This is a genomic window from Herbaspirillum rubrisubalbicans (assembly GCF_003719195.1).
In the GTDB taxonomy this organism is placed as follows: Bacteria; Pseudomonadota; Gammaproteobacteria; order Burkholderiales; family Burkholderiaceae_D; genus Herbaspirillum; species Herbaspirillum rubrisubalbicans.
In genome coordinates this window covers 3522781-3548963 of the sequence record NZ_CP024996.1, presented here as the reverse complement: position 1 = coordinate 3548963, position 26183 = coordinate 3522781, and the positions used below count along the sequence as shown (strand labels likewise).

Annotated in this window: 21 protein-coding genes; 20 read left to right on the top strand and 1 reads right to left on the bottom strand. The window is 61.7% G+C overall.

Annotated features, from left to right (window positions below):
• Window positions 1-294 precede the first annotated feature (294 nt).
• The 13 genes from RC54_RS15810 to rlmD all read left to right on the top strand — a co-directional run bounded on the left by RC54_RS15810 (window position 295) and on the right by rlmD (window position 17310).
• On the top strand, window positions 295-3159 hold the full coding sequence (locus RC54_RS15810; protein WP_058896045.1) for a 2-oxoglutarate dehydrogenase E1 component: 2865 nt from the start codon (window positions 295-297) through the stop codon (window positions 3157-3159).
• 88 nt (window positions 3160-3247) lie between these two features.
• Window positions 3248-4489 carry a 2-oxoglutarate dehydrogenase complex dihydrolipoyllysine-residue succinyltransferase gene (odhB, locus tag RC54_RS15805; RefSeq protein WP_008329921.1) on the top strand — a complete coding sequence of 414 codons (1242 nt, stop codon included), beginning with the start codon at window positions 3248-3250 and terminating at the stop codon, window positions 4487-4489.
• Between the two features lie 128 nt (window positions 4490-4617).
• Entirely contained in the window at window positions 4618-6045 is a 1428-nt protein-coding gene (gene lpdA, locus RC54_RS15800; protein ID WP_017451792.1) for a dihydrolipoyl dehydrogenase, read from the top strand.
• A gap of 137 nt (window positions 6046-6182) precedes the next feature.
• Window positions 6183-7280 carry a cell division protein ZapE gene (zapE, locus tag RC54_RS15795; RefSeq protein ID WP_026052016.1) on the top strand — a complete coding sequence of 366 codons (1098 nt, stop codon included), beginning with the start codon at window positions 6183-6185 and terminating at the stop codon, window positions 7278-7280.
• 11 nt (window positions 7281-7291) lie between these two features.
• On the top strand, window positions 7292-8200 hold the full coding sequence (locus RC54_RS15790) for a hypothetical protein (RefSeq protein ID WP_061788948.1): 909 nt from the start codon (window positions 7292-7294) through the stop codon (window positions 8198-8200).
• A 102-nt stretch (window positions 8201-8302) separates the two neighbouring features.
• The gene (locus tag RC54_RS15785) at window positions 8303-8509 is read left to right on the top strand and encodes a YdcH family protein (protein ID WP_026052017.1); all 207 of its coding nucleotides are present in this window, start codon (window positions 8303-8305) and stop codon (window positions 8507-8509) included.
• A 214-nt stretch (window positions 8510-8723) separates the two neighbouring features.
• Window positions 8724-10862: a DNA repair helicase YoaA gene (gene yoaA / locus RC54_RS15780; RefSeq protein ID WP_482793356.1), complete on the top strand. Its 2139-nt coding sequence runs from the start codon at window positions 8724-8726 to the stop codon at window positions 10860-10862.
• Window position 10863: 1 nt separating this feature from the next.
• A complete protein-coding gene (locus RC54_RS15775; protein ID WP_061788946.1) occupies window positions 10864-11811 on the top strand; it encodes a flagellar brake protein in 948 nt (315 codons plus the stop codon).
• Window positions 11812-11883: 72 nt separating this feature from the next.
• Window positions 11884-12621 (top strand): 5'/3'-nucleotidase SurE, encoded by a 738-nt coding sequence (gene surE / locus RC54_RS15770; protein ID WP_058896039.1) that lies wholly within the window; start codon window positions 11884-11886, stop codon window positions 12619-12621.
• Complete coding sequence (locus RC54_RS15765; protein ID WP_061788945.1) at window positions 12618-13583, top strand: protein-L-isoaspartate(D-aspartate) O-methyltransferase; 966 nt, start codon at window positions 12618-12620, stop codon at window positions 13581-13583. Before surE ends, RC54_RS15765 begins: the two co-directional genes overlap by 4 nt.
• A gap of 241 nt (window positions 13584-13824) precedes the next feature.
• Window positions 13825-14790 carry a peptidoglycan DD-metalloendopeptidase family protein gene (locus tag RC54_RS15760; protein WP_058896037.1) on the top strand — a complete coding sequence of 322 codons (966 nt, stop codon included), beginning with the start codon at window positions 13825-13827 and terminating at the stop codon, window positions 14788-14790.
• Between the two features lie 3 nt (window positions 14791-14793).
• Window positions 14794-15807, top strand: coding sequence for an RNA polymerase sigma factor RpoS (gene rpoS / locus RC54_RS15755; RefSeq protein ID WP_061788944.1), 1014 nt, complete (start codon window positions 14794-14796; stop codon window positions 15805-15807).
• Window positions 15808-15948: 141 nt separating this feature from the next.
• Window positions 15949-17310 (top strand): 23S rRNA (uracil(1939)-C(5))-methyltransferase RlmD, encoded by a 1362-nt coding sequence (rlmD, locus tag RC54_RS15750; RefSeq protein ID WP_058896035.1) that lies wholly within the window; start codon window positions 15949-15951, stop codon window positions 17308-17310.
• Between the two features lie 86 nt (window positions 17311-17396).
• On the opposite strand, the gene RC54_RS15745 is transcribed toward rlmD, so the two are convergent.
• A complete protein-coding gene (locus RC54_RS15745) occupies window positions 17397-18086 on the bottom strand; it encodes a Bax inhibitor-1/YccA family protein (RefSeq protein ID WP_061788943.1) in 690 nt (229 codons plus the stop codon).
• A 269-nt stretch (window positions 18087-18355) separates the two neighbouring features.
• Between RC54_RS15745 and ndk the strand changes: the two genes are divergently transcribed.
• The 7 genes from ndk to bamB all read left to right on the top strand — a co-directional run bounded on the left by ndk (window position 18356) and on the right by bamB (window position 26181).
• Window positions 18356-18781, top strand: coding sequence for a nucleoside-diphosphate kinase (ndk, locus tag RC54_RS15740; RefSeq protein ID WP_058896032.1), 426 nt, complete (start codon window positions 18356-18358; stop codon window positions 18779-18781).
• A gap of 96 nt (window positions 18782-18877) precedes the next feature.
• Window positions 18878-20050 carry a dual-specificity RNA methyltransferase RlmN gene (gene rlmN / locus RC54_RS15735; RefSeq protein WP_058896031.1) on the top strand — a complete coding sequence of 391 codons (1173 nt, stop codon included), beginning with the start codon at window positions 18878-18880 and terminating at the stop codon, window positions 20048-20050.
• Between the two features lie 259 nt (window positions 20051-20309).
• A complete protein-coding gene (locus RC54_RS15730; protein ID WP_061788942.1) occupies window positions 20310-21389 on the top strand; it encodes a helix-turn-helix domain-containing protein in 1080 nt (359 codons plus the stop codon).
• 14 nt (window positions 21390-21403) lie between these two features.
• Window positions 21404-22666 carry a flavodoxin-dependent (E)-4-hydroxy-3-methylbut-2-enyl-diphosphate synthase gene (gene ispG / locus RC54_RS15725; RefSeq protein ID WP_058896029.1) on the top strand — a complete coding sequence of 421 codons (1263 nt, stop codon included), beginning with the start codon at window positions 21404-21406 and terminating at the stop codon, window positions 22664-22666.
• A 131-nt stretch (window positions 22667-22797) separates the two neighbouring features.
• The gene (hisS, locus tag RC54_RS15720) at window positions 22798-24159 is read left to right on the top strand and encodes a histidine--tRNA ligase (protein ID WP_017451808.1); all 1362 of its coding nucleotides are present in this window, start codon (window positions 22798-22800) and stop codon (window positions 24157-24159) included.
• Window positions 24160-24192: 33 nt separating this feature from the next.
• Window positions 24193-24837 carry a YfgM family protein gene (locus tag RC54_RS15715; protein ID WP_058896028.1) on the top strand — a complete coding sequence of 215 codons (645 nt, stop codon included), beginning with the start codon at window positions 24193-24195 and terminating at the stop codon, window positions 24835-24837.
• Window positions 24838-24981: 144 nt separating this feature from the next.
• Window positions 24982-26181 (top strand): outer membrane protein assembly factor BamB, encoded by a 1200-nt coding sequence (bamB, locus tag RC54_RS15710; protein ID WP_058896027.1) that lies wholly within the window; start codon window positions 24982-24984, stop codon window positions 26179-26181.
• The last annotated feature ends 2 nt before the right edge of the window (window positions 26182-26183 follow it).

Below are 26183 nucleotides of genomic sequence, written 5' to 3'. Positions count from 1 at the left end.
GGGATGGTCGGGAGGAGGGTGAAAAGCCCGTCCGGCAAGGCTTTGCAGGCGCGCATTGGTAGCGAGAAATGCCTGTTGCTTCATGTTTCAAATAAAAAAGCGAATCCCTGAGGATTCGCTTTTTTATTTGATATTAGGAGATATAATTCCGTTGCGCTGACTGGATGACGTACAGAAGTTCAGGTAGACAAAGTCCTTCCCCCACAACTTGATGCAATCCGCTAACCGGTCAGGCCGTGTCGCGGAAGGTGTAGAAACCCGCTAATCTCGCGAAGCGCGAAGAAAGGTGAGCAAATGACAAAGCTCTACGAGCAATACAACATCAACTCCTACCTGTTCGGTGGGAATGCTCCGTACATCGAAGAACTGTACGAAGCCTACCTGAACAACCCCGGCTCCGTCCCTGACAACTGGCGTGCTTACTTCGACGCCGTGCAACACGTGCCCGCAACTGACGGCTCGACCCGTCCTGACGTGGCCCACGCTCCGGTGATCGCTTCCTTCGCCGAACGCGCCAAACAAGGCCCGATCCGCACCGTCATCGCTTCCGCCGACTCCGACATGGGCCGCAAGCGCGTCGCTGTTACCCAGCTGATCGCCGGCTACCGTGACCTCGGTTCCCGTTTCGCCAACCTGGACCCGCTGCAACGCCAGGAACGCCCCAACATCCCCGAACTCGATCCGTCCTTCTACGGCTTTACTGACGCCGACATGGACATCGTGTTCAACATCAACAACACCTACTTCGGCCCGGAAACCGCTTCCCTGCGCGACCTGCTGCAGATGCTGCGCGACACCTACACGCGCTCCATCGGTGCCGAGTTCACCTACATTTCCGACATGTCGGAAGTGCGCTGGCTGGAAGAGCGCCTGGAGCCGACCCGTGCCGTTCCCAGCTTCTCCTCCGAGAAGAAGAAGCACATCCTGGAACGCCTGACCGCCGCTGAAGGCCTGGAACGCTACCTCCACACAAAGTACGTCGGCCAGAAGCGCTTCTCGCTGGAAGGCGGCGAATCCTTCATCGCCTCCCTGGATGAAACCATCCAGCGCGCCGGTGAAAAGGGCGTGCAGGAAATCGTGATCGGCATGGCCCACCGCGGCCGTCTGAACGTGCTGGTCAACATCCTGGGCAAGACCCCGCAGGAACTGTTCTCCGAATTCGAAGGCCGTCACGCTGACGACCTGCCGGCCGGTGACGTCAAGTACCACCAAGGTTTCTCCTCCGACGTCTCCACCCCTGGCGGTCCGGTCCACCTGTCGCTGGCCTTCAACCCGTCCCACCTGGAAATCGTCAACCCGGTGGTCGAGGGTTCGGTCAAGGCCCGTATGGACCGCCGCGGCGACAAGGATGGTTCGCAAGTGCTGCCGATCCTGGTGCACGGCGATGCCGCCTTCGCCGGCCAAGGCGTGGTGATGGAAACCCTGAACCTGGCACAGACCCGTGGCTACGGCACGGGCGGTACCGTTCACATCGTCATCAACAACCAGATCGGCTTCACCACTTCCGACCCGCGCGACTCCCGTTCGACCCTGTACTGCTCGGACGTGGTCAAGATGATCGAAGCCCCGGTGCTGCACGTCAACGGCGATGATCCGGAAGCCGTCGTGTTCGCCACCCAGATCGCTGTCGACTACCGCATGAAGTTCAAGAAGGACATCGTGGTCGACATCATCTGCTTCCGCAAGCTGGGCCACAACGAGCAAGATACCCCTGCTCTGACCCAGCCGCTGATGTACAAGAAGATCGCCCAGCACCCCGGCACCCGCAAGCTGTACGCAGACAAGCTGGTGACCCAGCAGACCATCCCCGCCGATGGCGGCGAAGAACTGGTCAAGGCTTACCGCGCCGCGATGGACGCCGGTAAGCACGCCATCGATCCGGTGCTGACCAACTTCAAGAGCAAGTACGCCGTCGACTGGCTGCCGTTTCTGAACCGCAAGTGGACCGACGCGGCCGAAACCGCCGTGCCGCTGGCTGAACTGAAGCGCCTGGCCACCAAGATCACCTCCGTGCCGGAAGGCTTCAAGGTGCACTCGCTGGTCGAGAAGGTCTTGAACGACCGCGCCGCCATGGGCCGTGGCGAAATGAACCTGGACTGGGGCATGGGTGAACACCTGGCCTACGCCAGCCTGGTTTCCTCCGGCTATGCCGTGCGCCTGACCGGCCAGGATGCCGGCCGTGGCACCTTCACCCACCGTCACGCCGTGCTGCACGACCAGAACCGCGAGCGTTGGGATGCCGGTACCTTCATCCCGCTGCAGAATGTGGCCGAGAACCAGTCCACCTTCACCGTGATCGACTCGGTGCTGTCCGAAGAAGCCGTGCTGGCCTTCGAATACGGCTACTCGACTGCTGAACCGAACACCCTGACCATCTGGGAAGCCCAGTTCGGCGACTTCGCCAACGGTGCCCAGGTCGTGATGGACCAGTTCATCAGCTCCGGCGAAGTGAAGTGGGGCCGTGCCTCGGGCCTGGTGCAGATGCTGCCCCACGGCTATGAAGGCCAGGGCCCGGAACACTCTTCGGCACGTATCGAGCGTTACCTCCAGCTGTGCGCCGACAACAACATGCAGGTCGTGCAGCCCACCACCGCTGCGCAGATCTTCCACCTGCTGCGTCGCCAGATGATCCGCCTGTTCCGCAAGCCGCTGATCATCATGACCCCGAAGTCGCTGCTGCGTAACAAGGATGCCGGTTCCCCGCTGTCCGACCTGGCCAAGGGTTCGTTCCAGACCGTGATCCCGGAAGTCGATGAAACCATCGACGCCAAGAAGGTCAAGCGCATCGTTGCCTGCTCGGGCAAGGTGTACTACGACCTGGTCAACGCCCGCAAGGAACGTGGTCAGACCGATACCGCCATCATCCGCGTCGAGCAGTTGTATCCGTTCCCGCACAAGGCCTTCGCGGCCGCGTTGAAGCAGTTCCCCAACTTCAACGAACTGGTGTGGGCACAGGACGAGCCGCAGAACCAGGGCGCATGGCTGCAGATCCAGCACAACATCTTCGAGAATCTCTCCGAAGGTCAGAAGTTGGCCTATGCAGGCCGCCCGGCCAGCGCCTCGCCGGCCGTCGGTTACTACGACAAGCACTACGCACAGCAAAAGGCACTGATCGAAACCGCCTTCGCCAAGCTCAAGGGCTTTGTGCTGACCAAGTAATCATTGATGCAAACGGGACGCGCTGCGAGGGCAGGGCGTCCCTGTTTCCATAAGAACGAAATCACCCGAAAATCGGAGAATCCTGAAAATGGCTCAAATCGAAGTAAAAGTCCCGCAGTTGTCGGAATCCGTTGCTGAAGCAACCCTGCTGCAATGGCACAAGAAGGTTGGCGAACCCGTCGCCCGTGACGAAAACCTGATCGACATCGAGACCGACAAGGTCGTGCTGGAACTGCCCTCGCCGGACGCCGGCGTGATCACCCAGATCATCAAGGCCGACGGCGCCACCGTCGTAGCCGGTGAAGTGATCGCCATCCTGGACACCGACGCTTCCGCACAAGTGGCCCCGACCGAAGTCAAGGCTGCCCCGGCACCGCAAGCGACCAACGAACCGACCCCGGTTGCCGCTCCCGAGCTGGCCTCCAAGGGAGACGTCGCCATGCCCGCCGCTGCCAAGCTGCTGGCCGACAACAACCTGTCGACCTCGCAAGTCACCGGCACCGGCAAGGATGGCCGCGTGACCAAGGGCGACGTGCTGGGTGCGCTGTCGGCTCCCGCCGCTGCACCTGCTGCTGCCGCCAAGCCGGCCCTGGCGCAAGTGGCCGCACCGGTCAAGGCTGGCCTGGAAAGTCGTCCGGAACAACGCGTGCCGATGAGCCGCCTGCGTGCCCGCGTGGCCGAGCGTCTGGTGCAATCGCAATCGACCAACGCCATCCTGACCACCTTCAACGAAGTCAACATGCAGCCGGTCATCGACCTGCGCAACAAGTACAAGGACAAGTTCGAGAAGGAACACGGCGTCAAGCTGGGCTTCATGTCCTTCTTCGTCAAGGCCGTCGTGCATGCCCTGAAGAAGTACCCGATCGTCAACGCCTCGGTCGATGGCAATGACATCGTCTACCACGGTTACTTCGACATCGGTGTGGCCGTCGGCTCGCCCCGTGGTCTGGTGGTGCCCATCCTGCGCGATGCGGACCAGATGTCGATTGCCGACATCGAGAAGAAGATCGGTGAATTCGGCCAGAAGGCCAAGGACGGCAAGCTGTCCATCGAAGAACTGTCGGGCGGTACCTTCACCGTCTCCAACGGCGGCACCTTCGGTTCCATGCTGTCGACCCCGATCATCAACCCGCCGCAATCGGCGATCCTGGGCATCCACGCCACCAAGGAACGCGCTGTGGTTGAAAACGGCCAGGTCGTGGTCCGTCCGATCAACTACTTCGCGCTGTCCTATGACCACCGCATCATCGACGGCCGCGAAGCCGTCCTGTCGCTGGTCGCGATCAAGGAAGCACTGGAAGATCCGGCCCGTCTGCTGCTGGATCTGTAAGCAACCGGCCATCACGGCGTGAGCTAGGCGCTGAACGGCCCCCAGGCATTCAGCGCCTTTTTGCATCCGCTGCAGGCTAAAAGTTAATAGCTAGCAGCGGATGCGCACAACGAATCAGGAATACACACATGAGCAAGAATTTTGACGTGGTCGTCATCGGTGGCGGCCCCGGCGGTTACATTGCCGCCATCCGCGCAGCGCAACTGGGCTTCAATACCGCCTGCATCGACGAATGGAAGAACGAAAAGGGCGGTCCCGCACCGGGCGGCACCTGCACCAACGTCGGTTGCATCCCCTCCAAGGCGCTGCTGCAATCGTCCGAACACTATGAGCACGCCAGCCACGGCTTCGCCGAGCACGGCATCGAAGTCAAGGGCCTGGGCCTGAACCTGGAAAAGATGCTGGGCCGCAAGAACACCGTGGTCAAGCAGAACAACGATGGCATCCTGTACCTGTTCAAGAAGAACAAGGTCGCCTTCTTCCACGGCCGTGGCTCCTTCGTCAAGGGCGATGCCAATGGCTACGAGATCAAGGTCGCCGGTGCTGCCGAAGAAACCATCACCGCCAAGCACGTGATCGTTGCTACCGGTTCGAACGCCCGTGCACTGCCGGGCGCCGAGTTCGATGAAAAGCTGATCCTCTCCAACACCGGCGCACTCTCCATTACTGAAGTGCCGAAGAAGCTGGGCGTGATCGGCGCCGGCGTGATCGGCCTGGAAATGGGTTCGGTCTGGCGTCGCCTGGGCGCCGAAGTGACCGTGCTGGAAGCCCTGCCGACCTTCCTGGGCGCCGTCGACGAACAGATCGCCAAGGAAGCCCAGAAGCTGCTGACCAAGCAAGGCCTGGCCGTGAACCTGGGTGTGAAGATCGGCACCATCAAGGCCGGCAAGAACAGCGTCTCCGTGGAATACACCGATGCCAAGGGCGAAGCCCACACCGGCGAATTCGACAAGCTGATCATCTCGATTGGCCGTACCCCCAACACCATTGGCCTCAACGCCGAAGGCGTGGGTCTGAAGCTGGACGAGCGCGGCTTCATCGCCGTGGATGGCGACTGCAAGACCAACCTGCCCAACGTGTGGGCGGTGGGTGATGTGGTGCGCGGCCCGATGCTGGCCCACAAGGCCGAAGAAGAAGGCGTTGCCGTGGCCGAGCGTATCGCCGGCCAGCATGGTCACGTCAACTTCAACACCATTCCTTGGGTCATCTACACCTCGCCGGAAATCGCCTGGGTCGGCAAGACCGAGCAGCAACTCAAGGCCGAAGGCGTGCAGTACAAGGCCGGTACCTTCCCGTTCCTGGCCAACGGCCGCGCCCGTGCGCTGGGCGATACCTCGGGCATGGTGAAGTTCCTGGCCGATGCCAAGACCGATGAAATCCTGGGCGTGCACATCGTCGGTCCGATGGCTTCCGAGCTGATTTCGGAAGCCGTGGTGGCGATGGAATTCCGTGCTTCGTCCGAAGACATCGCCCGTATCTGCCACGCTCACCCCTCGCTGTCCGAAGCGACCAAGGAAGCGGCCCTGGCCGTCGACAAGCGCGCATTGAACTTCTGATGCGCGATCAATGCGACAATACGCGTCGCTCATGCCTGCCAGCATGGCCAGGTTTGAGTTGCCCGCATAGTCAGCATTGAGATGCCAACCCAATGGGCGAGCCTGGCTCGCCCATTGTCGTTTTACAAGACCACACCATGGATGTCCGTCAATTCTACGAACAGTCGCTGTCCCAGCGCGGTTATCAACCCGATGAGGCGCAGTTGCGCGCCATCGAGCGCCTGCAGCGCGCCTATGAGGAATGGGTCGCCTACAAGGCCCAGCGCGCCTCCACCTTCAAGCGTCTGATCAGCCGGCCGGCCGTGCCGCGCGGCGTCTACATGTGGGGTGGGGTAGGGCGTGGCAAGTCCTTCCTGATGGACAGTTTCTATTCCGTGGTGCCGGTGGTGCGCAAGACGCGCCTGCACTTCCACGAATTCATGCGCGATGTGCATCGTCAGCTCGATGAATTGAAGGGCATCGCCGATCCCCTCGATGAGGTCGCCAAGCGCATCGCCAAGAAGTACCGCCTGATCTGCTTCGATGAATTCCACGTCTCCGACATCGCCGATGCGATGATCCTCTACAACCTGTTGAAGGGCCTGTTCGACCATGGCGTGTCGTTCGTGATGACCTCCAACTACGAGCCCAGCACGCTCTATCCAGATGGCCTGCATCGCGATCGGATGCTGCCCACCATTGCCTTGCTGAAGGAAAAGCTGGACGTCATGAACATCGACGCCGGCATCGACTACCGCAAGCGGGTGCTGGAGCAAGTGAAGGTGTACCACACTCCCCTGAACGCCAAGACCGATGAAGAATTGCGCGCAGCCTTCGCCGCAGTGGCCGAAGCCGCCGACGAAGATCCGCGTGTACACATCGAAGCCCGCGAGATCCGTGCCCTGCGCCGGGCCGGCAGCGCCATCTGGTTCGATTTTGCGACCCTGTGCGGTGGCCCGCGCTCGCAAAACGATTACCTGGAACTGGCCAGCCGCTTCCAGACCGTGATCCTGTCGGGCATTCCGCGCATGTCGGCGGCGATGTCCTCGGAGGCGCGCCGCTTTACCTGGCTGATCGACGTCTTCTACGACCACAAGGTCAAGCTGATCATGTCGGCCGCCGTCGAGCCGGATGAGCTTTATACGGTAGGTACGCTCTCCAACGAGTTCCACCGTACCGTTTCACGTATCATTGAGATGCAATCGAAGGAATATCTGGACGCGGACCGCCGTTCGATTGCCGACAGTCTCTCCTGAACAATCACCTGATGAACAAGAAATCCATGCAAGGTCTTTTTGTCGATGCCAAGGGCGTCACTTCTTCCCTGTGCGGGCTGATGCTGGCCCTGGTGGCCGGCGCCTGTGCTGCGCAAAGTGCTACCTCGGGCGCGCAAAGCCAGGCAAGCCAGCCGCAGGCGGCATCGGCGGCCACCGCGGCCGCACCGGCGGAGCCCATGAGCCGCGAGCGCTTTGATGAATTGGAGGCGCGCCCGCCGATTGCCCAGCGTTTCCCGGCCGGCTCCATCAAGTCCGGCGAACTGGCCCAGAAGGCGCTGGATGAAGCCGCCGAAGACCGCCAGGTTGCCGAGTTGCGCTATATCCTGGACCAGCGTGCGTGCTATCCCAAGTTCCTGGTCTCCGATTGTCTGGAAGCTGCGCGCGACCGCAAGCGTCTCACCGACAAGGGTATCAAGGCGGTGGAGTACGAGGCCAAGGTGTTCCAGCGCCAGGCCACCGTGGATGATCGCGACCGATCGCTAGCCGAGCAGCGCGCCAAGGACGAGGAAGATGCCGCGCGCCGCCTGGCCGACCAGAAGCAGAAGCAAGCCGATTCCGCCCGCAAGGTCGAGGAAAGCCGCGCCAAGAACAGCGAGGTGCAGCAGCGCATCGACCAGAACAAGAACGTGCCAGCCGATTATCGTGTGCGCCAGCATGAGGCCGAAGTCCAGCGCCAGCAGGCCGAGGAGGCTGCCCGTGCGCCGGCGCGTGCAGCCAATGCTGCCGAGCGCCAGCGGCGTATCCAGCAAGCCGAGGAGCATCGCCAGGAAGTCGAGCGCAAGAAGGCCGAGAACGAACGTGAACGTGCCGAACGCAAGCAAAGGCAACAGCAGCAACAGCAACAGCAACAGCAACAGCAACAGCAGTCGGATCAACAGGGTACACCGGCAGCCAAATAAGCCGTCCGTCCGGTGGGACCTCTACATGGCTTGCGCATGTCCATTGGCGTGCGCAAGCCAGTGCATTACACTAGCAAGCACATCAGCAACCAGTCCGCCATCATGACCAGTACGCATCGCGAAGACATCCAGCGCCGCATCATCGAACTCGAAGTAGAGCATCGCGATCTCGACAGTGTCATCGACATGCTCATGCGCGATGCCCGTTCAGAAGACCTGCAACTGCGTCGCCTCAAGAAGCGCAAGCTGCAATTGAAGGACCATATCGCGCTGCTGAAGATGCAGCTGGTCCCCGACATTCCCGCCTGAATCGCGCTGCGCGCGCCGGCCTGGGTCGGTCGCATCTGCATTCAGCTGGCAGTCGGCGCTTGCTCTTTCATGTAAGTCGGGGCCAGGGTGCCGACTCCGCGTAAAATAGCGGCTCGTTCCAATGACGTGCGGGTACGCCGGCATCGCCGATGCCTGTGCCGCACGTATTTCCTACAGGTTTGCCGCAGTGACTGCCCCAGAAGCCCCCGCCGACATCGTCGATAGCAGTGCCTCCACGCTTCCCGCCGACGCGCAGGAGGTCACGGCCGACTCTCCCGGCGTCCATGATGCCGAGATCGATCGTCTCTTCGGTGCCGGTGGCCCGCTGGGCGGGGCCGTGGGCAGCTATCGGCCGCGTCATGCCCAGACCGAGATGGCCAAGGCCATCGCTACGGCCATCGCCAATCAGGGCACGCTGATCGCCGAGGCCGGCACCGGGACTGGCAAGACTTTTGCCTACCTGGTTCCGGCGCTGCTGTGGGGCGGCAAGACTATCGTCTCCACCGGGACCAAGACCCTGCAGGACCAGCTCTACAACCGCGACATCCCTACCGTGCGCAATGCATTGCACGCCCCGGTCTCGGTAGCGCTGTTGAAGGGCCGTAGCAACTATGTCTGCCATTTCCACCTGGAACGCACGTTGCAGAATGGTCGCCTTACCGCGCGCGAGGACGTGGGCTATCTGCGCGAGATCTCGCGCTTCGTCAAATCCACCTCGTCTGGTGACAAGGCCGAGCTGACCAAGGTGCCGGAAACGGCCTCGGTCTGGAACCTGGTCACCTCGACCCGTGACACCTGTTTCGGCTCCGAATGCCAGTACTACCAGGATTGCTTCGTCATGAAGGCGCGCAAGGAGGCCCAGCAGGCCGACGTGGTGGTGGTCAACCATCACCTGTTCTTTGCAGACGTGGCGTTGAAGGATACCGGCATCGCCGAACTGCTGCCTTCAGCCAATACCGTCATCTTCGATGAGGCGCACCAGTTGCCGGATACGGCGACGCTGTTCTTCGGTGAGACTATTTCCACCTCGCAGATACTGGAGTTGTGCCGTGACGTATTGGCCGAAGGCCTCTCTCATGCGCGTGACGGCGCTGACTGGGCGCGCCTGGTGGCGCCGGTGGAGCGTGCCGCGCGCGACTTGCGCCTGGCCTTCCCGGAGGAATCGATCCGCCTGGCGCTGAACCAGATCGCTCCTTCTGCCGCCTTTTTTCCCGCCCTTGATACGCTCAAGGACAGCATGGACGACATGATCGCCGTGCTGGAAAAGCAGGCTGAGCGCGCCGAGACCATCGAGCAGTGCCGCGACCGCGCCAATGAATTGTTGCGCCAGTTGGAAAACTGGGGCACGCCCGAAGAATTGGCCAAGGCCCAGCCTGAAGCGGCAAGCAAGCCGACCGCCACGGTGGGTGAGCCAAGCGAGGGTGAGGGTGACGAGTCGCCCCAGAAACCTTTTTATGTGCTGTGGGTGGAAGCTTTCCAATCTTCGCTGCAATTGCATCGTACGCCGCTGTCGATCGCGCCCATCTTCAACAAGCAGCGCGAGGGTACGCCGCGTTCATGGATTTTCACTTCTGCGACGCTGGCTGTGAAGAAAGACTTCAACCACTATGCCGCCCAGATGGGCTTGTGGAACGCTCCGGCCCAGTCCTGGCCTAGCCCCTTCAACTATGGTGAGCAGGGCATCCTGTACGTGCCGCAGCACCTGCCACAGCCCAACTCGTTTGAATATACCGACGCCGTCATCGATGCCGCGTTGCCTACCATCGAGGCCGCTGGTGGACGCTGCTTCTTCCTGTGTACCACGCTGCGCGCGGTCAACCGTGCGGCTGAACGCTTGCGCACCGAGTTCGCGGCACGCGGACATGATTTCCCGCTGTTCGTCCAGGGTGAGGCGGGACGGACCGAATTGCTGGATCGATTCCGTGCTGCCGGCAATGGCGTGCTGATCGGCAGCCAGAGCTTCTGGGAAGGGGTGGACGTGCGCGGCGATGCGCTCTCGCTGGTCATCATCGACAAGCTGCCCTTCTCACCACCGGATGATCCGGTACTGGCTGCGCGTATCAGCGAGATGGAAAAGCAGGGCTTGAACGGTTTCGTGCACCATCAACTGCCGGCGGCCATCATCAACCTCAAGCAGGGGGCTGGCCGCCTGATCCGCGATGAGGGAGATCGTGGGGTGCTGATGATCTGCGACCCGCGCATCATCACCAAGAATTACGGCCGCCGTATCTGGCAAAGCCTGCCACCCTTCAAGCGCACCCGCGAACTGGAGGTGGTGCAAGCTTTCTTCCGCGAACAGGATGCGCGCCGTGCAGCCGCGGCCGAGGGCGATAGCGCCGTGGTGGAGAATTGAGATGGCCGATCACACCTCGCTGGTGCCGGTGCGCAGCTCCGAACTGAGCCTGGGCAAGCCCGCCCCCTGGCACATCTACAATGAAGCCGGCAAGCTGCTGCTGGCGCGCGGCACCATGATCGACACGCCCGACCAACTGGCCGGACTGATCGAGAACGGCCTGTATCGCAATGCCCGCTGGATCGCCGAACCAGATACCGAATCGGTGCCGCTGCCCCAGGCCCGCGATGTGCTGCGCAAGAAGCATGGTGGCAAGAAGCCGCACAAGCCCAAGCCGGCCCTGCGTGGTCAAGCCAGCGTGATTCCCCTGGATGACGTGCGCTGGCAGATCGGCGACACCGTGTGGCTGCAATTGGCCGACGATGCTGCCCAGCGCCATGCGGTCACCCTGGTGGGTTGCCTGTCCAATCGCAGCATCCTGGTCAGTGCCCCGCAAAAGGAGGGTAAGCAGATCTTCCTGCGCGAGGGCCAGGCTTTCGTGGTGCGCGCGCTGACCGGGCGTCGCGCTTATGCCTTTGCATCGCAATTGCTGAAGTACCAGCATTCGCCCTTCGTCTACCTGCACCTGTCAGCCCCCAGGGAAGTGCGTTCCACCGTTATTCGCCAGGCTACCCGCGTGCCGGTGGGGGCGGAAGGCTATCTAGAGGTGGATGGTTCCACGCCGCTACCGGCCAGCGTGATCGATCTCAGTCTGGCGGGTGCCTCGCTGGTGGCGACTTCCCTCAAAGGCAGGGTGGAGGCGAAAAAGGGCGTCAGTGGCACGTTGCGCTTCATCGCCTCGGTGGCCGACCAGCAATTGCCCCTGGAGTTGCCGGTGGTGCTGCGCGCGGTGGAATCGCTGGGAGAGGCCGATTTCCACCAGTACGGGGTGGAATTTGCCCCGTTGACGGTGCGCGACAAGCTGGTGCTGTCGGCCTATGTCTACCAGGAACTGACCCTGCAGGAATAGGACTGTCATTGCTGCAGGAGAATGTCGGGCGGAGGGGCTGTCCAAAGCCCGGCTTCGGTTAAAATTCAGCCCATGAAAATCCTCATCAGCAACGACGACGGTTACCTCGCCCCCGGCATCATCGCCCTGGCCGAGGCACTCGCGCCGATCGCCGACATTACCGTGGTGGCGCCTGACAGCAATCGCTCGGGCAGTTCCAACTCTCTGACCCTGGACCGGCCCCTGTGGGTAGAGCAGGCCGCCAATGGCTTCTATTACCTCAATGGCACGCCGTCGGACTGTGTTCACGTGGCGCTGACCGGCTTGCTCCAGGAGCGCCCGGACCTGATCGTCTCGGGCATCAACCAAGGCCAGAACATGGGTGACGATACGCTCTATTCCGGCACGGTGGCAGCAGCCACCGAAGGCTTTCTGTTTGGCATCCCCTCGATTGCTTTTTCGCAGTTGCACAAGGGTTGGGCCGAGTTGAAGTCGGCAGCCCGCATCGCCCGTGAGGTGGTAGAGCGGCGCTTCGACAGCCTGCCCAAACCTTACCTGCTCAACGTCAATATTCCCAACCTGCCATATGAAGAAATCAAGGGCAGCCTGGCCACCCGCCTGGGCAAGCGCCATATGTCCGAGCCGGTGCACAAGCTGACCGACCCGCATGGCCGCGACCTGTACTGGATCGGTCCGGCCGGGGCCGCCAAGGATGGTGGCGAGGGTACCGATTTTCATGCCACTGCCAATGGCTACGTCTCTATCACGCCGCTGCAGATCGACCTGACGCACACGGCGCAACTGGACAATCTCAAGAAAGCGCTTGCATGAGCGACAAGCCCAGCCGCTTTCCGCTGAGCCTGTCCTCGGTGGTCGACAAGAAAAAGACCGCCAACGCCGGACGGGATGTGCCTGGCCGCCCCCAGGCCACCACCCAGACGGCGGCCAAGAATGCCGCCCAGTCTTCGCAGCGGGCGGCCTTGAAGCCGGTGCAGCAGGGTCTGGCCCAGGCCTTGCGGCCGCCACCGGCACCGCCACGGGCTCCGCTGGCGCCGGCCCAGCCCTTGTTGAGCGCTGCACCCGTACCGCGTACCGCCGTCAAGAACGTCATGACGGTGACCCAGACCAATGCCTCCCATCATGCCTCGCCGCTGGCTTCCGAAGCGGTGCGCAAGGCCATGGTGGCGCGCGTGGCCAAGCAGGGCGTGGCCGATGCCAAGGTGCTGGCGGCGCTGGAGGCAGTGCCGCGCCACATGTTTGTCGAGCCCGGGCTGGCCAGCCAGGCCTATATCGATGCCTCGCTGCCCATCGGCCACCATCAGACCATTTCCCAGCCCTATATCGTGGCGCGCATGATTGAGTTGATGCGCCAGAACCGCCACGGTGGCCGGCTGGAACGGGTATTGGAAATCGGCACCGGTTGCGGCTACCAGGCCGCCGTACTGTCGCGCGTGGCCGCCGAAGTCTATTCCATCGAGCGCATCAAGCCCCTGCATGAGTTGGCCAAGACCAATCTGCGTCCATTGCGGGTGGCAAATATCCGCTTGCATTACGGAGATGGTATGCTTGGCTTGCCGCAGGTTGCGCCCTTCGATGGCATCATCCTGGCCGCGGCCGGACTGGAAGTGCCGCAGGCCCTGCTGGAGCAGTTGGCCATCGGCGGCAGGCTGGTGGCGCCGGTGGGCGAACGCCAGCAAGTACTGGAATTGATCGAGCGGGTCGGCCAGCGCGACTGGCGTCGTACTACCCTGGAACAATGTCATTTCGTGCCATTGCGGCCGGGGACGGTGTAGGGCAGCGTGACCGGGCGCGACAGCGTGAGATGGCAAGTGCAGCAACGCAATGAACAGCATGGGCGGATATCAGGTCCGCCAGGCATCATCGAAACAGGGAACGGGCGGCAACAAGCACAAGCAACCAAGCCGCGGGTCGATGAAACGAGCGGATGGGTAGCCATGGGGGCCGCATTTCCCTGATGAACTTCTGGCGCTGGCTGCGGGTCAACTAGCGTCGTACAAAATCTAACGTAAGAGCATGAAGAAAATTCGTTTGGCTGTATTGTGCAGTGTCGTCAGTTTGCTGGCCGCTTGCGGCTCGACACCGAATCAGCAGCCGGCGCCCGTCGTGGAGCGCACCACCAGCACCGTCAAGCCGGTCGACACTGCTGCCGCACCCGCTGCGCCGGTTCCCTCGGGACGCGGTTATTACACGGTCAAGAAGGGCGATACCCTGTATCGCATCGCCCTGGACGTCGGTCAGAACTGGCGCGACATCGTCGCCTGGAACAACCTGACCAATCCGAACGACATCAAGGTCGATCAGGTCTTGCGCGTAGCACCGCCTGATCGCGTGGGCCCGGCGCAGACTGCTGCGGTGGTGGCCACTCCAGGTGCAGGCCTGGACGTCAAGCCGCTGGGTGCCCCGGGTGCGGCGGCGCCAGCGGCCGCGCCGATGGCCTCGGGCAACAACAAGACCGGTCCGCGTGGTGACAAGCGGGCCTATTCGGAAAGTGCCCTGGCGGAACTGGAAAAGCCGGATGCAGCGGCGGCTCCGGCACCTGCTGCCAAGCCGGAGCCATCCCATGCGGCGGAAAAGCCGGCAGCGGCCAGCCAGCCTGCGGCCTCAGGCGAGGATGAAGGTGTGTCATGGATGTGGCCGGCCGAAGGCAAGGTGGTGGGTACCTTCGAGGGTGGCAAGAAGGGGGTGGACATTGCTGGCAAGGATGGCCAGGCCGTGCTGGCCGCTGCCAGCGGCAAGGTCATGTATGCCGGCAGCGGCATCCGTGGCTATGGCAACCTGGTGATCATCAAGCACACCAACAATCTGCTGTCGGCCTATGCCCACAACAAGACCATCCTGGTCAAGGAAGGTCAAAGTGTGACCAAGGGACAAAAGATCGCTGAAATGGGTAAATCCGACAGCGACAGTGTCAAGCTGCACTTCGAGATCCGTCAACAGGGTAAGCCCGTTGATCCTTCCAAATACTTACCACCACGCTAGCGTATGACAAGCAATCGCCGCGATCACTTGCCAGACCAAGACCCTCGCGAAGAGGATATGGACGATCCCGTTGATGAGATCGATGAACCGGAAGTGATCGACGGCGAAGCGGCCGGCGAACCCCAGGAGGCGGCGCCCGCCGAAGGGGTGGATGAACTCAAGAAGGTGCTGGCCGCCGAACTGTCCACCGATACCACCCAGCACTATCTCAACAAGATCGGCGCCAAGCCGCTGCTGACGGCGGCCGAAGAGCTGCATTTCGCTACCCAGGCCAAGGCCGGCGAATTCGTTGCGCGCCAGAAGATGATCGAGCACAACCTGCGACTGGTGGTGTCGATCGCCAAGCACTACATCAATCGCGGCGTGGCCCTGCTGGACCTGATCGAGGAAGGCAACCTGGGCCTCATGCGCGCCATCGACAAGTTCGAGCCAGAGCGTGGTTTCCGTTTCTCCACCTACGCCACCTGGTGGATACGCCAGAGCATCGAGCGCGCCATCATGAACCAGGCGCGTACTGTGCGCCTGCCGGTCCATATGGTGCGCGAACTGAACCAGATCCTCCGCGCCAAATATCACTTGGAAGCACAGCAACGTGACGGTCGCGACGCCAGTGCCGAGGATATCGCCCACCTGGTCGATCGCCCGGTGGAGGAGGTGCAGGATGTGTTGGCCTTGTCCGAACACGCGGCCTCGCTCGATACCCCGCTGGACAACGATCCCCAGGCCAGCCTGATGGATCTGCTGCCCAGCTCCGTGGAAGAACATCCTGACACCCGTGCCGAGAGCCAGGAGATGGCAGTGCTGATCCGGGAATGGCTGAAAAGCCTGTCCGAAAAGCAAAGGGTGGTGGTAGCCCGCCGGTTCGGGCTGGATAACGATGATCCATCGACACTGGAGCAACTGGCCGGCGAGATGGGTATCACCCGCGAGCGCGTACGCCAGGTGCAGCAGGAGGCGCTGGTCAAGCTCAAACGCCTATTGGCCTCGCGTGGTGTGGGGCGCGACGCCCTGTTCTAGCGACCTGTATAGACATTTCCGCGGATTTTCCACGTCCGGGGTGGCCCGGACGTGCTTCGTGCTTCCCTCTCGGTCCCGGATCGCGGACAATACCGCTTTTGTTTTCGGCAGTGGACCTCGGTCCCACCTGTGGTTTCCCTCATGCAACAAGACATCATCATTGAAATCAAGTCGCTCGACATGGATGGGCGCGGCGTCGGTCACCTCGAGAACGAGGATGGCACGCAAGGTAAGGTTATCTTCGTCGAAGGCGCGCTGCCCGGCGAGCGCGTCAGTTTCGCGTCCTATCGCAAGAAACCCAAGTGGGAAGCCGGTGTGATGACTACGCTGCATCACGAATCTTCACTGCGCGTGAAGCCAAAGTGTGATTATTTCGGCACCTGTGGCGGTTGCGCCATGCAGCACCTGGAGCCTTCGGCCCAGGTCGCCATGAAGCAGCGCGTGCTGGAAGACAATCTCTGGCACCTGGGCAAGACCAAGGCCGAGGTGATGTTGCGCCCGATCTATGGTCCCACCTGGGGTTATCGCTACCGCGCGCGCATCTCGGTGCGGCATGTGGCCAAGAAGGGCGGGGTGCTGGTCGGTTTTCACGAAAAGCGCTCTTCCTTCATTGCCGATATGAAGACTTGTGAAATCCTGCCGCCTAATGTGTCGGCCATGCTGGTGCCATTGCGTGAACTGGTGGCCGCCTTGTCGATCCGTGACCGGATGCCGCAGATCGAGCTGGCTGTGGGCGAGGGCGATGATGGCAGCAAGGTCACCGTGCTGGTCCTGCGCATCATGGAGTCGCTATCGCCTGCTGATGAAGCCTTGCTCAAGAGCTTCGCCGATGAGCGCAAGATCGAGTGGTGGTTGCAGACCAAGGGCCCCGATACCGCAGCTCCTTACTACCCGGCCGAATCGCGCCTGCAGTACACGCTGCCTGAATTCGGCATCCGTATGCCTTTCAAGCCGACCGACTTCACTCAGGTCAATCATCAGATCAACCGCGTGCTGGTGGCGCGCGCACTGCGGCTGCTGGATGTGCAGCCGCAAGACCGCGTGGCCGACCTGTTCTGTGGTCTGGGCAATTTCACCTTGCCCATCGCTACGCTGGCGCGGGAAGTCGTGGGAATCGAGGGTAGCACGGCTTTGACCGAGCGCGCGCTGGAAAATGCCAAGGTCAATGGCGTGGATGCCAAGACCAGCTTCTACTGCCGCAACCTGTTCGAAGCCAAGTCCGAGGATTTCGTGGCGCTGGGCAAGTTCGACCGCATGTTGATCGATCCGCCGCGCGAAGGCGCCATGGAAGTCTGCAAGGCCTTGGTGGAGCTGCTGCCCGAGCAGCAGCACCTCAAGCCCAGGCGCATCGTGTATGTCTCCTGCAATCCGGCCACCCTGGCGCGCGATGCCGGAATGCTGGTGCATCTGGGCGGCTATGCGCTCAAGTATGCGGGCGTGGTTAACATGTTCCCGCACACGGCGCACGTCGAATCGATCGCGGTGTTCGACTTGCCGCAGTGATCCGGCACGACCAGACGTGAAAAAGCCGGCTTGTGCCGGCTTTTTTGTTACTCATGAGGCAATCAGACTTGCATGTCAGATTTGCATCAGTCGCGGTTGCCGCCCAGGATGCCCAGGATAGACAGCAAGTTGACGAAGACGTTGTAGACGTCCAGGTAGATCGAAAGGGTCGCAGAGATGTAGTTGGTTTCGCCACCGTTGACCACCTGTTGCACGTCAAACAGGATGTAGGCGGAGAAGATGGCGATGGCGACCACCGAAATGGTCAGTTGCAGGGCCGGCAGGTGAAGGAAAATGTTGGCCAGCGAAGCTACCAGGATCACCAGTACGCCTGCGAAGAGCCACTTGCCCATGCCGGAGAAGTCACGCTTGGAGACGGTAGCGATGGTGGCCATGCCGCAGAAGATGATGGCGGTGCCGCCAAAGGCCGTCATGATGAGGCCGGCACCGTTGGAGAAGCCCAGCGTGTACTCGATCAGGCGCGATAGCATCAGCCCCATGAAGAAGGTGAAGCCCAGCAGGAAGGCCACGCCCCAGCCGGAATTCTTGGTCTTTTCGATGGCAAAGAAGAAGCCGAAGGCGATTGCCAGGAACAGCACGAAGCCGATCATGGGGCTGGCAGCGAAAAGGCTGAAATGCATCTGCACGCCAAGCCAGGCGCCCAGTACGGTCGGGACCATCGACAGCGCCAGCAGCCAGTAGGTGTTGCGCAGTACGCGGTTGCGGGAGGCCAGGCTCGTGGTCGAGTGGCCGAAGGTCGTGTCCAGTTGGTTCATATGTCCTCCGAAGCGATGAATGCGAGCCAAAGAATAGCACGACGGCTCACGGTTAAGACAAGTCTTCCCTCGCCATGGTTCGAGATACGGGCTCGTTTTATATGAGGCTGGCATCGCGACCCGGTTCGACAGCAGTTCGTCCGAATAAAGGAGTGCGGCGTCAAAGGAGGTGAATTGACATGATATTTGGTGGTTTCATGCTAAAATACAAGGTTCATTGAATTATCAATTCTTGGCTTTAAGCCATTCTTTTTATTGGAGTTTTTCTCATGGCAATTGAACGCACCCTGTCGATCATCAAGCCCGACGCCGTCGCCAAGAACGTGATCGGTCAGATCTATACCCGTTTCGAAAACGCTGGCCTGAAGGTCGTTGCTGCCCGTATGGCACAACTGTCGCGCGCTGAAGCGGAAGGCTTCTACGCAGTGCACCGTGAGCGTCCTTTCTTCAAGGATCTGGTGGACTTCATGATCTCCGGCCCGGTGATGATCCAGGTGCTGGAAGGCGAAGGTGCCATCCTGAAGAACCGCGACCTGATGGGCGCAACCGATCCGAAGAAGGCTGAAAAGGGTACCATCCGCGCCGACTTCGCCGATTCCATCGACGCCAACGCCGTGCACGGTTCGGACGCTGAAGAAACCGCCAAGGGCGAAATCGCCTACTTCTTCCCGGCGCTGAACGTTTATTCGCGTTAATCTGTTCCTGTTTTTCATCGGTCTTCCGGATCGGGGCCGAAACCGGTGTTGCAATTCCTGCAGCGCCTTTCTGCCTCGCTCCCGACCGCAAGCATCATGACTACAGCTCTCACCAATCTGCTGGATATGGATCCCGCGCAGCTCGTCGCCTACTGCGGCGAGTTGGGTGAGAAGCCGTTTCGTGCAAAGCAGTTGCAGCGTTGGATACACCAGTTCGGTGTTGCTGATTTCGATCAGATGACCGATCTGGCCAAGTCGCTGCGCGACAAGCTGAAGACCCGCGCCGAAGTTCGCGCGCCGGCCATCATCAGCGACCATACCTCCACCGACGGCACGCGCAAGTGGCTGGTCGACGTGGGTCAGGGCAATGCGGTGGAAACCGTGTTCATCCCTGAAGAAAACCGTGGCACGCTGTGCGTTTCGACGCAGGCGGGCTGTGCCGTGAATTGCCGTTTTTGTTCGACCGGCAAGCAGGGCTTCAACCGCAATCTGACTGTGGCCGAGATCATCGGCCAGCTATGGATGGCGGAATTCGAATTGCGCAAGACCAAGGGCATCGAAGGCGGCCCCAAGGGCGAACGCCAGATCACCAACGTGGTGATGATGGGCATGGGTGAGCCGTTGCTCAACTTCGAACCGACCGTCACCGCCTTGCGCCTGATGTTGGACGACAATGCTTATGGCCTGTCGCGCCGCCGTGTGACGCTCTCCACCAGCGGCGTGGTGCCGATGATCGACAAGCTGTCGCAAGAGTGCCCGGTGGCATTGGCCGTCTCGCTGCACGCGTCCAACGATGCGCTGCGCGATTCGCTCATTCCGCTGAACCGCAAGCACCCGTTGCGCGAGCTGATGCTGGCGTGCAAGCGCTACCTGGAATTCGCGCCGCGTGACTTCATTACCTTCGAGTACTGTATGCTCGATGGCGTCAATGACACCGATACTCACGCCCGTGAACTGGTGGCACTGGTGAAGGAGGGTGAGACCGCCATCCCCTGCAAGTTCAACCTGATTCCCTTCAATCCCTTCCCCGAGTCGGGCTTGAAGCGCTCTCATAATCCGCGCATCAAGGCGTTTGCGCAGATTCTGATGGATGCGGGCATTGTCACCACCATCCGCAAGACGCGCGGCGACGATATCGACGCTGCCTGTGGGCAGTTGGCCGGCGAGGTCAAGGATCGCACCCGTGTGCAGGAACGGATGCAGAAGATGGCTGAGTACCAGAGCAAGTTCGGCAAGGATTTTGGCCGCATCGTGGAGATTTCCGGGTGACGGCAAGCAGGTGTGATGCCTTTGCTGAACATGTCGCGCCGGCCTTTGTCGTCAAGGCGAGGAAGCTGGCAGCGGTTTTTAGAGAATGCAGTACGGGGGCGTCGATGTTGCGCTGGGGCGCAGTCATCGAACGTCCTTTTTGTGTTTTTGCTGAAGTTGTCGAATTTCCCCGGAGGGACGCGGCGCAGGCTGCGCAGGGACGCTCCAGAAGAATCCGGCCAGGGCCGGCTAAAAAAAGCTTTTCCATGTGGAGCATTTGATGAGTGATCAACAAATGAACGAAATGTCGTCGCAGCAACCGCAAGATGTCCGTCAACCGTCCCAGGCTGCCATCTTGCCCGGTGCCATGCTGGCGTCGGCGCGGCAAAAGAAGGGTTGGTCGGTGGAGCAGGTGGCCAGCCTGGTGAAACTGGCCCCGCGCCAGATCCAGGCCATCGAGGCCGACAATTACGCGGCCTTGCCGGGCCTGGCGGTGGCGCGCGGATTCGTGCGCAGTTATGCCAAGGTGCTGGGCTTGGATGCCCATGCACTGGCCGCTGCCATGCCGCAGGAAACCGCGGTGCAACAGCGCGATCACATCGTGCCGCAGCATTCGCTGTCCACACCATTCTCGGAAGGTCCGCTGCCGGCCATGATGATGAGTACGCGCGGCAACAGTTCGGTGCTGCCCATCCTGGCAGGCGTGGTCGTGGTCGCCGTGCTGGCCGGGGCGGCCGCCGTGCGCTGGACCGAATTGGGGGCCAACGTGCCGCAACTGGCCTGGTTGAAGGCACACCACAGCGAAACTTCGGCTGCACCGGAAACGACAGAGGCGACCCAAGGCGTGGAGGTCGCATCCAATGACACGCCAGTCAATGCCCGCGTGGAGACCATTACGCCGCCCCCTGCTGAGGCATCCGCCACGCAGGCAGCCCCCGCGCCCGAAGCGCCGGCGCCGGTAGCGGCCCAGCCGGCGCCGACGCCGGCTGCCGCCCCGGCCGCCAGCGAGCCGGCATCGACGGCAAGCCCGGCAGCGGCAGCGGTAGCGCCGACGTCCCCGGCAGCATCGTCCACGTCCATGGCTTCCACTACGGTGCCTAGTGGGCTGAACATCGTCAACAGCAAGGATTTGCTGCGCCTGACCTTTCGTGAGGATTCGTGGGTGGAAATCCGTCGTGCCGACAAGAGCACGATCATCTCGCGCCTGTTGAAGGCCGGAACCACCGAGACCTTCGATGTCTCCGATGCCACGACGCTCATTATCGGCAATGCCGCCGGGGTGGATGCCACCCTGCGCGGCCAGCCGTTGGATCTGAAAACTCCGGGCGGCAGCAATGTTGCGCGCCTGAACCTGAACTGAAGCGACTGTCCATCATGTCTTCCTCCCCGATCGCCTCCGGGCCGCTGGCCCGCCGCAACAGCCGCCGCGTGGTCATCAGCCACGGGGCGCGCGAGATTATCGTCGGCGGCGGCGCACCGGTGATGGTGCAATCCATGACCAACACCGATACGGCTGATGCCATCGGGACGGCGATCCAGATCAAGGACCTGGCCCGCGCCGGCTCCGAAGTGGTGCGTCTGACCGTCAATACGCCCGAGGCTGCGGCGGCGGTGCCGGCCATTCGCGAGCAGCTCGACCGCATGGGCGTGGATGTACCGCTGGTGGGCGATTTCCACTACAACGGTCACACGCTGTTGACCGAGTATCCGGAGTGCGCCCAGGCACTCTCCAAGTACCGCATCAACCCCGGTAACGTGGGGAAGGGCGCCAAGCGCGATACCCAGTTCGCGCAGATGATCGAAGTGGCCTGCAAGTACGACAAGCCGGTGCGCATCGGCGTGAACTGGGGCAGCCTGGACCAGGCGCTGCTGGCGCGCATCATGGATGAGAATGCCGGTCGCGCCGAGCCATGGGCCGCCCAGGCGGTGATGTATGAAGCCTTGGTCACCTCGGCCATCGAGAATGCCCAACGCGCTGAAGAACTGGGCATGGCGGGTGACAAGATCATCCTGTCGTGCAAGGTCTCGGGCGTGCAGGACCTGATCGCGGTGTACCGTGAGCTGGCGCGTCGTTGCGACTACCCGCTGCACTTGGGCCTGACCGAGGCCGGCATGGGCAGCAAGGGCATCGTGGCCTCCACGGCGGCGCTGTCGGTGCTGCTGCAGGAGGGTATCGGCGACACCATCCGCATTTCACTGACTCCCGAACCGGGCGGCGACCGTACCAAGGAAGTGGTGGTCGGGCAGGAAATCCTGCAGACCATGGGCTTGCGCAAGTTCACCCCGATGGTGATCGCCTGTCCGGGTTGCGGTCGCACCACTTCCACTGTCTTCCAAGACCTGGCCGACAAGATCCAGACCTTCCTGCGCGAGCAGATGCCGGTGTGGAAGGGCAAGTATCCCGGCGTGGAAGCCATGAACGTGGCTGTGATGGGGTGCATCGTCAACGGTCCTGGTGAATCCAAGCACGCCAACATCGGCATCAGCCTGCCCGGTACCGGCGAGTCGCCAGCCGCGCCGGTGTTCATCGATGGCGAAAAGAAGATGACCCTGCGTGGCGAGCGCATCGCCGAGGAATTCCAGAACGTGGTGCTGGAATACGTTCAATCGCATTACGGTCAGGGCAGCCATGTCTGATGGCCGTGTGGCCCGCCAAAGTAGGGCGTTGCGGGCCATGCAGTACACTTGCGCTGGTATATCGCACGAAAGGTGCGTCATATTCCAGATTTCAGAAATGAAGTAAAAGACAACACTCTCCGGTATTCGGTATGTCAGAACAAAAGAAAGTCGAAAAAATCGTTGGCGTCAAAGGCATGAATGACATCCTGCCGGCCGACGCCCCGCTGTGGGAACTGTTCGAAAACACCGTGCAATCGGTGCTCAAGAGCTACGGTTTCCAGCAGATCCGCACCCCCATCGTCGAGCCGACCGCGTTGTTCGCACGCGGGCTGGGCGAGGTGACCGACATCGTCGAGAAGGAGATGTATTCCTTCACCGATTCCATGAACGGCGACAACCTGACCCTGCGTCCGGAAAACACCGCCGGCGTGGTGCGCGCAGCCCTCGAACACAACCTGACCTACGATGGTCCCAAGCGCCTGTGGTACGTCGGCCCGATGTTCCGCCATGAACGTCCGCAGCGCGGCCGTTACCGCCAGTTCCACCAGGTCGGTGCCGAAGCCGTGGGCTTCAGCGGCCCGGACATCGATGCCGAACTGATCATGATGTGCCAGCGCCTGTGGGATGACCTGGGCCTGTCCGACATCCGCCTGGAACTGAACTCCATCGGCAATGCGGAAGAGCGCAACAAGCACCGCGCCGACCTGATCGCCTACTTTGAGCAGCACAAGGAGCTGCTGGACACCGACGCCCAGCGCCGCCTGCACGCCAACCCGCTGCGCATCCTCGATACGAAGAATCCTTCCATGCAGGAGATGGTGAACGCCGCTCCCAAGTTGCTGGATTACCTGGGTGAAGAATCGCGCGCGCATTTCGAAGGCGTGCAGAAGATCCTGCGCCACAACAACATTCCCTTCACCATCAACCCGCGCCTGGTGCGTGGCATGGACTACTACAACCGTACGGTGTTCGAGTGGGTCACCGACCAGCTCGGCTCGCAGGGCACGGTCTGCGGTGGTGGTCGCTACGATCCGCTCATCGAGATGTTCGGCGGCAAGCCGACTCCGGCCTGCGGTTTCGCCATGGGCGTGGAGCGTCTGCTGGAGCTGATGAAGGCCAATGGCGAGCAGTACGCGCCCAACCAGTGTGACGTCTACCTGGTCCATCAGGGCGAGGATGCCCAGCTGCAATCTTTCGTCCTGGCTGAACGTTTGCGGACTGCCGGGCTCGATGTTGTGCTACATTGCGCATCGTCGAATGGTGGTGGTTCGTTCAAGGCGCAGATGAAACGCGCCGACGCCAGTGGTGCCGCCTTCGCCGTGATCATCGGTGAGGATGAACTCAAGGCCGCTACCGCCACCGTCAAGCACCTGCGCGAAGGCAACGCCGAAGAAGGCCGCGCCAACCAGAGCAACATGGCCTTCGATGGTGTGGTCGATTACATCGTGGAGCAGATCGTGGGCGATCACGACCATGATCATGACCACGATCACGTGCACTACCACCCCTGAAGACCCGTCAACTTTACCTAATCGCTGAGTTACATGGCATACGATCTCGAAGAACAAGAACAGCTTGATTCCATCAAGGCCTGGTGGGCAAAGTACGGCAACCTGGTGACCTGGGCCCTGATCATCGCCCTGGCCGGTTACGCTGCCTGGACCGGCTGGAACACCTACCAGGGCCGCCAGTCGGCGCAAGCCTCGGTATTGTACGAAGAGCAGCAGAAGGCCCTAGCTGCCAAGGACAATGCCAAGGTACAGCGCGCTGCCACCGACATCCAGGACAAGTTCAGCGGCACCGCCTACGCCGAGATGAGCGCGCTGGTGGCGGCCAAGTCGGCCTTCGATGCCAACGACAACGAGACTGCCAAGAAGCAGTTGCAATGGGTGATCGACCATGGTCGTGGCAAGGAATACAAGGCCATCGCCGCGGTGCGCCTGGCCGGTGTGTTGCTCGACACCAAGTCCTATGAGGAAGCGTTGAAGGTCTTGGCTGGTGATTATCCGGCCCAGTTCGCCGGCGCCATCGCCGACCGCAAGGGCGACGTCCTGCTGGCCCAGGGCAAGCGTGATGAAGCCCGTACCGCCTACAAGCTGGCGCTGGAGAAGAGTGATGCCAAGGATCCGGGTCGTCAGCTCATCCAGATCAAGCTGGACGCCATCGGCGGCGAAGCACCCAAGGCCTGAGCTTCTATTGAGCTATTGAGCCACTGAACTTCCGGGACCCAGGTCCGCTGCGGCGGACCGCCTGCCCGACGGGTTGCCCACGCAGCCCAGCCATTGAACCGCAATCCCAGTGCGAATCCATCCATCGCTGAGAGGAAACAGAATATGCGTAGTGTGACAGCCACTGCTGCCCAGGCAACATCCTTTGCTCGTTCCCGCCGCGCCGGCAAGCTGGCGCTGAACATGGCCGCCATTGCCGCCGTGGTCGCCCTGTCCGGTTGTTCGCTGTTTTCCAGCAAGAAGGATCCCAATCCGCCGGCACCGCTGGTCGAATTTACGCAGAAGATGCGTGCCCAGTCCGCCTGGACGGTGTCGGTCGGCAAGGCTGGCAGCTACCAGTTCAGCCCGGCCTTTGCGTCCGGCAGTATTTTTGCCGCCGCCAACGATGGCACCGTGGTGCGTATCAATGCCCAGAACGGCCAGACCCTGTGGCGCAGCCGTGCCGAGGGTGACCTGACGGCCGGTGTCGGTACCGACGGCAGCACGGTCGTGGTGGTGGGCGAGAAGGGCCGTATCCAGGCCTTCGATGCCGCTTCCGGCAAGCCGACCTGGACTGCCCAGGCGCCCAGCGAAGTGCTGTCGGCACCGGCCGTGGGTGAAGGCTTGGTGGTCATTCGCAGTATCGACAACCGTGTCACTGCCTACGACGCCGACAGCGGCAGCCAGCGCTGGATGGTCCAGCGCAACCTGCCTTCGCTGACCCTGCGCAATGCGCCGGGCATCGCCATCGGTGCGCAGACTGCCTTCGTGGCCCTGCCGGGTGGTCGTCTGTCGGCCCTGGCGCTGAACAATGGCGGCCCGCGCTGGGAAATCCCGGTCGGTGACCCGCGCGGCACCACCGAGCTGGAGCGCATCTCCGACGTGTCGGGGATGCCGGCCCTGGGTGCGACCGACATCTGCGCGGCTTCCTACCAGGGGCGGATAGGTTGCTTTGACTTGCTTAATGGCAATGTGCGCTGGCTCAAGGAGTTTTCCAGCGATGTCGGCGTCAATCTGGATGATGCCTACGTCTATGCTGCCGATGTCGGCGGTACCGTCACCGAGTTTGCGCGTGACACCGGCGCTGTCATCTGGCGCAACGACCGTCTGAAGAATCGCGTACTATCAGCCCCGATTGCCATCGGCAAGGCAGTGGCCGTGGGCGACTTCCAGGGTTATATTCACTTCCTGTCGCGTGAAGATGGTGCCTTCGTGGCCCGTCTGGCCACCGATGGCAGTGCCATCCAGGCGCCGCCGGTCTCGACCGGATCGTCTGTCGTTTTCCAAACCAAATCAGGAACCGTGGTCGCCGTCGCTGCTGAGTAAGC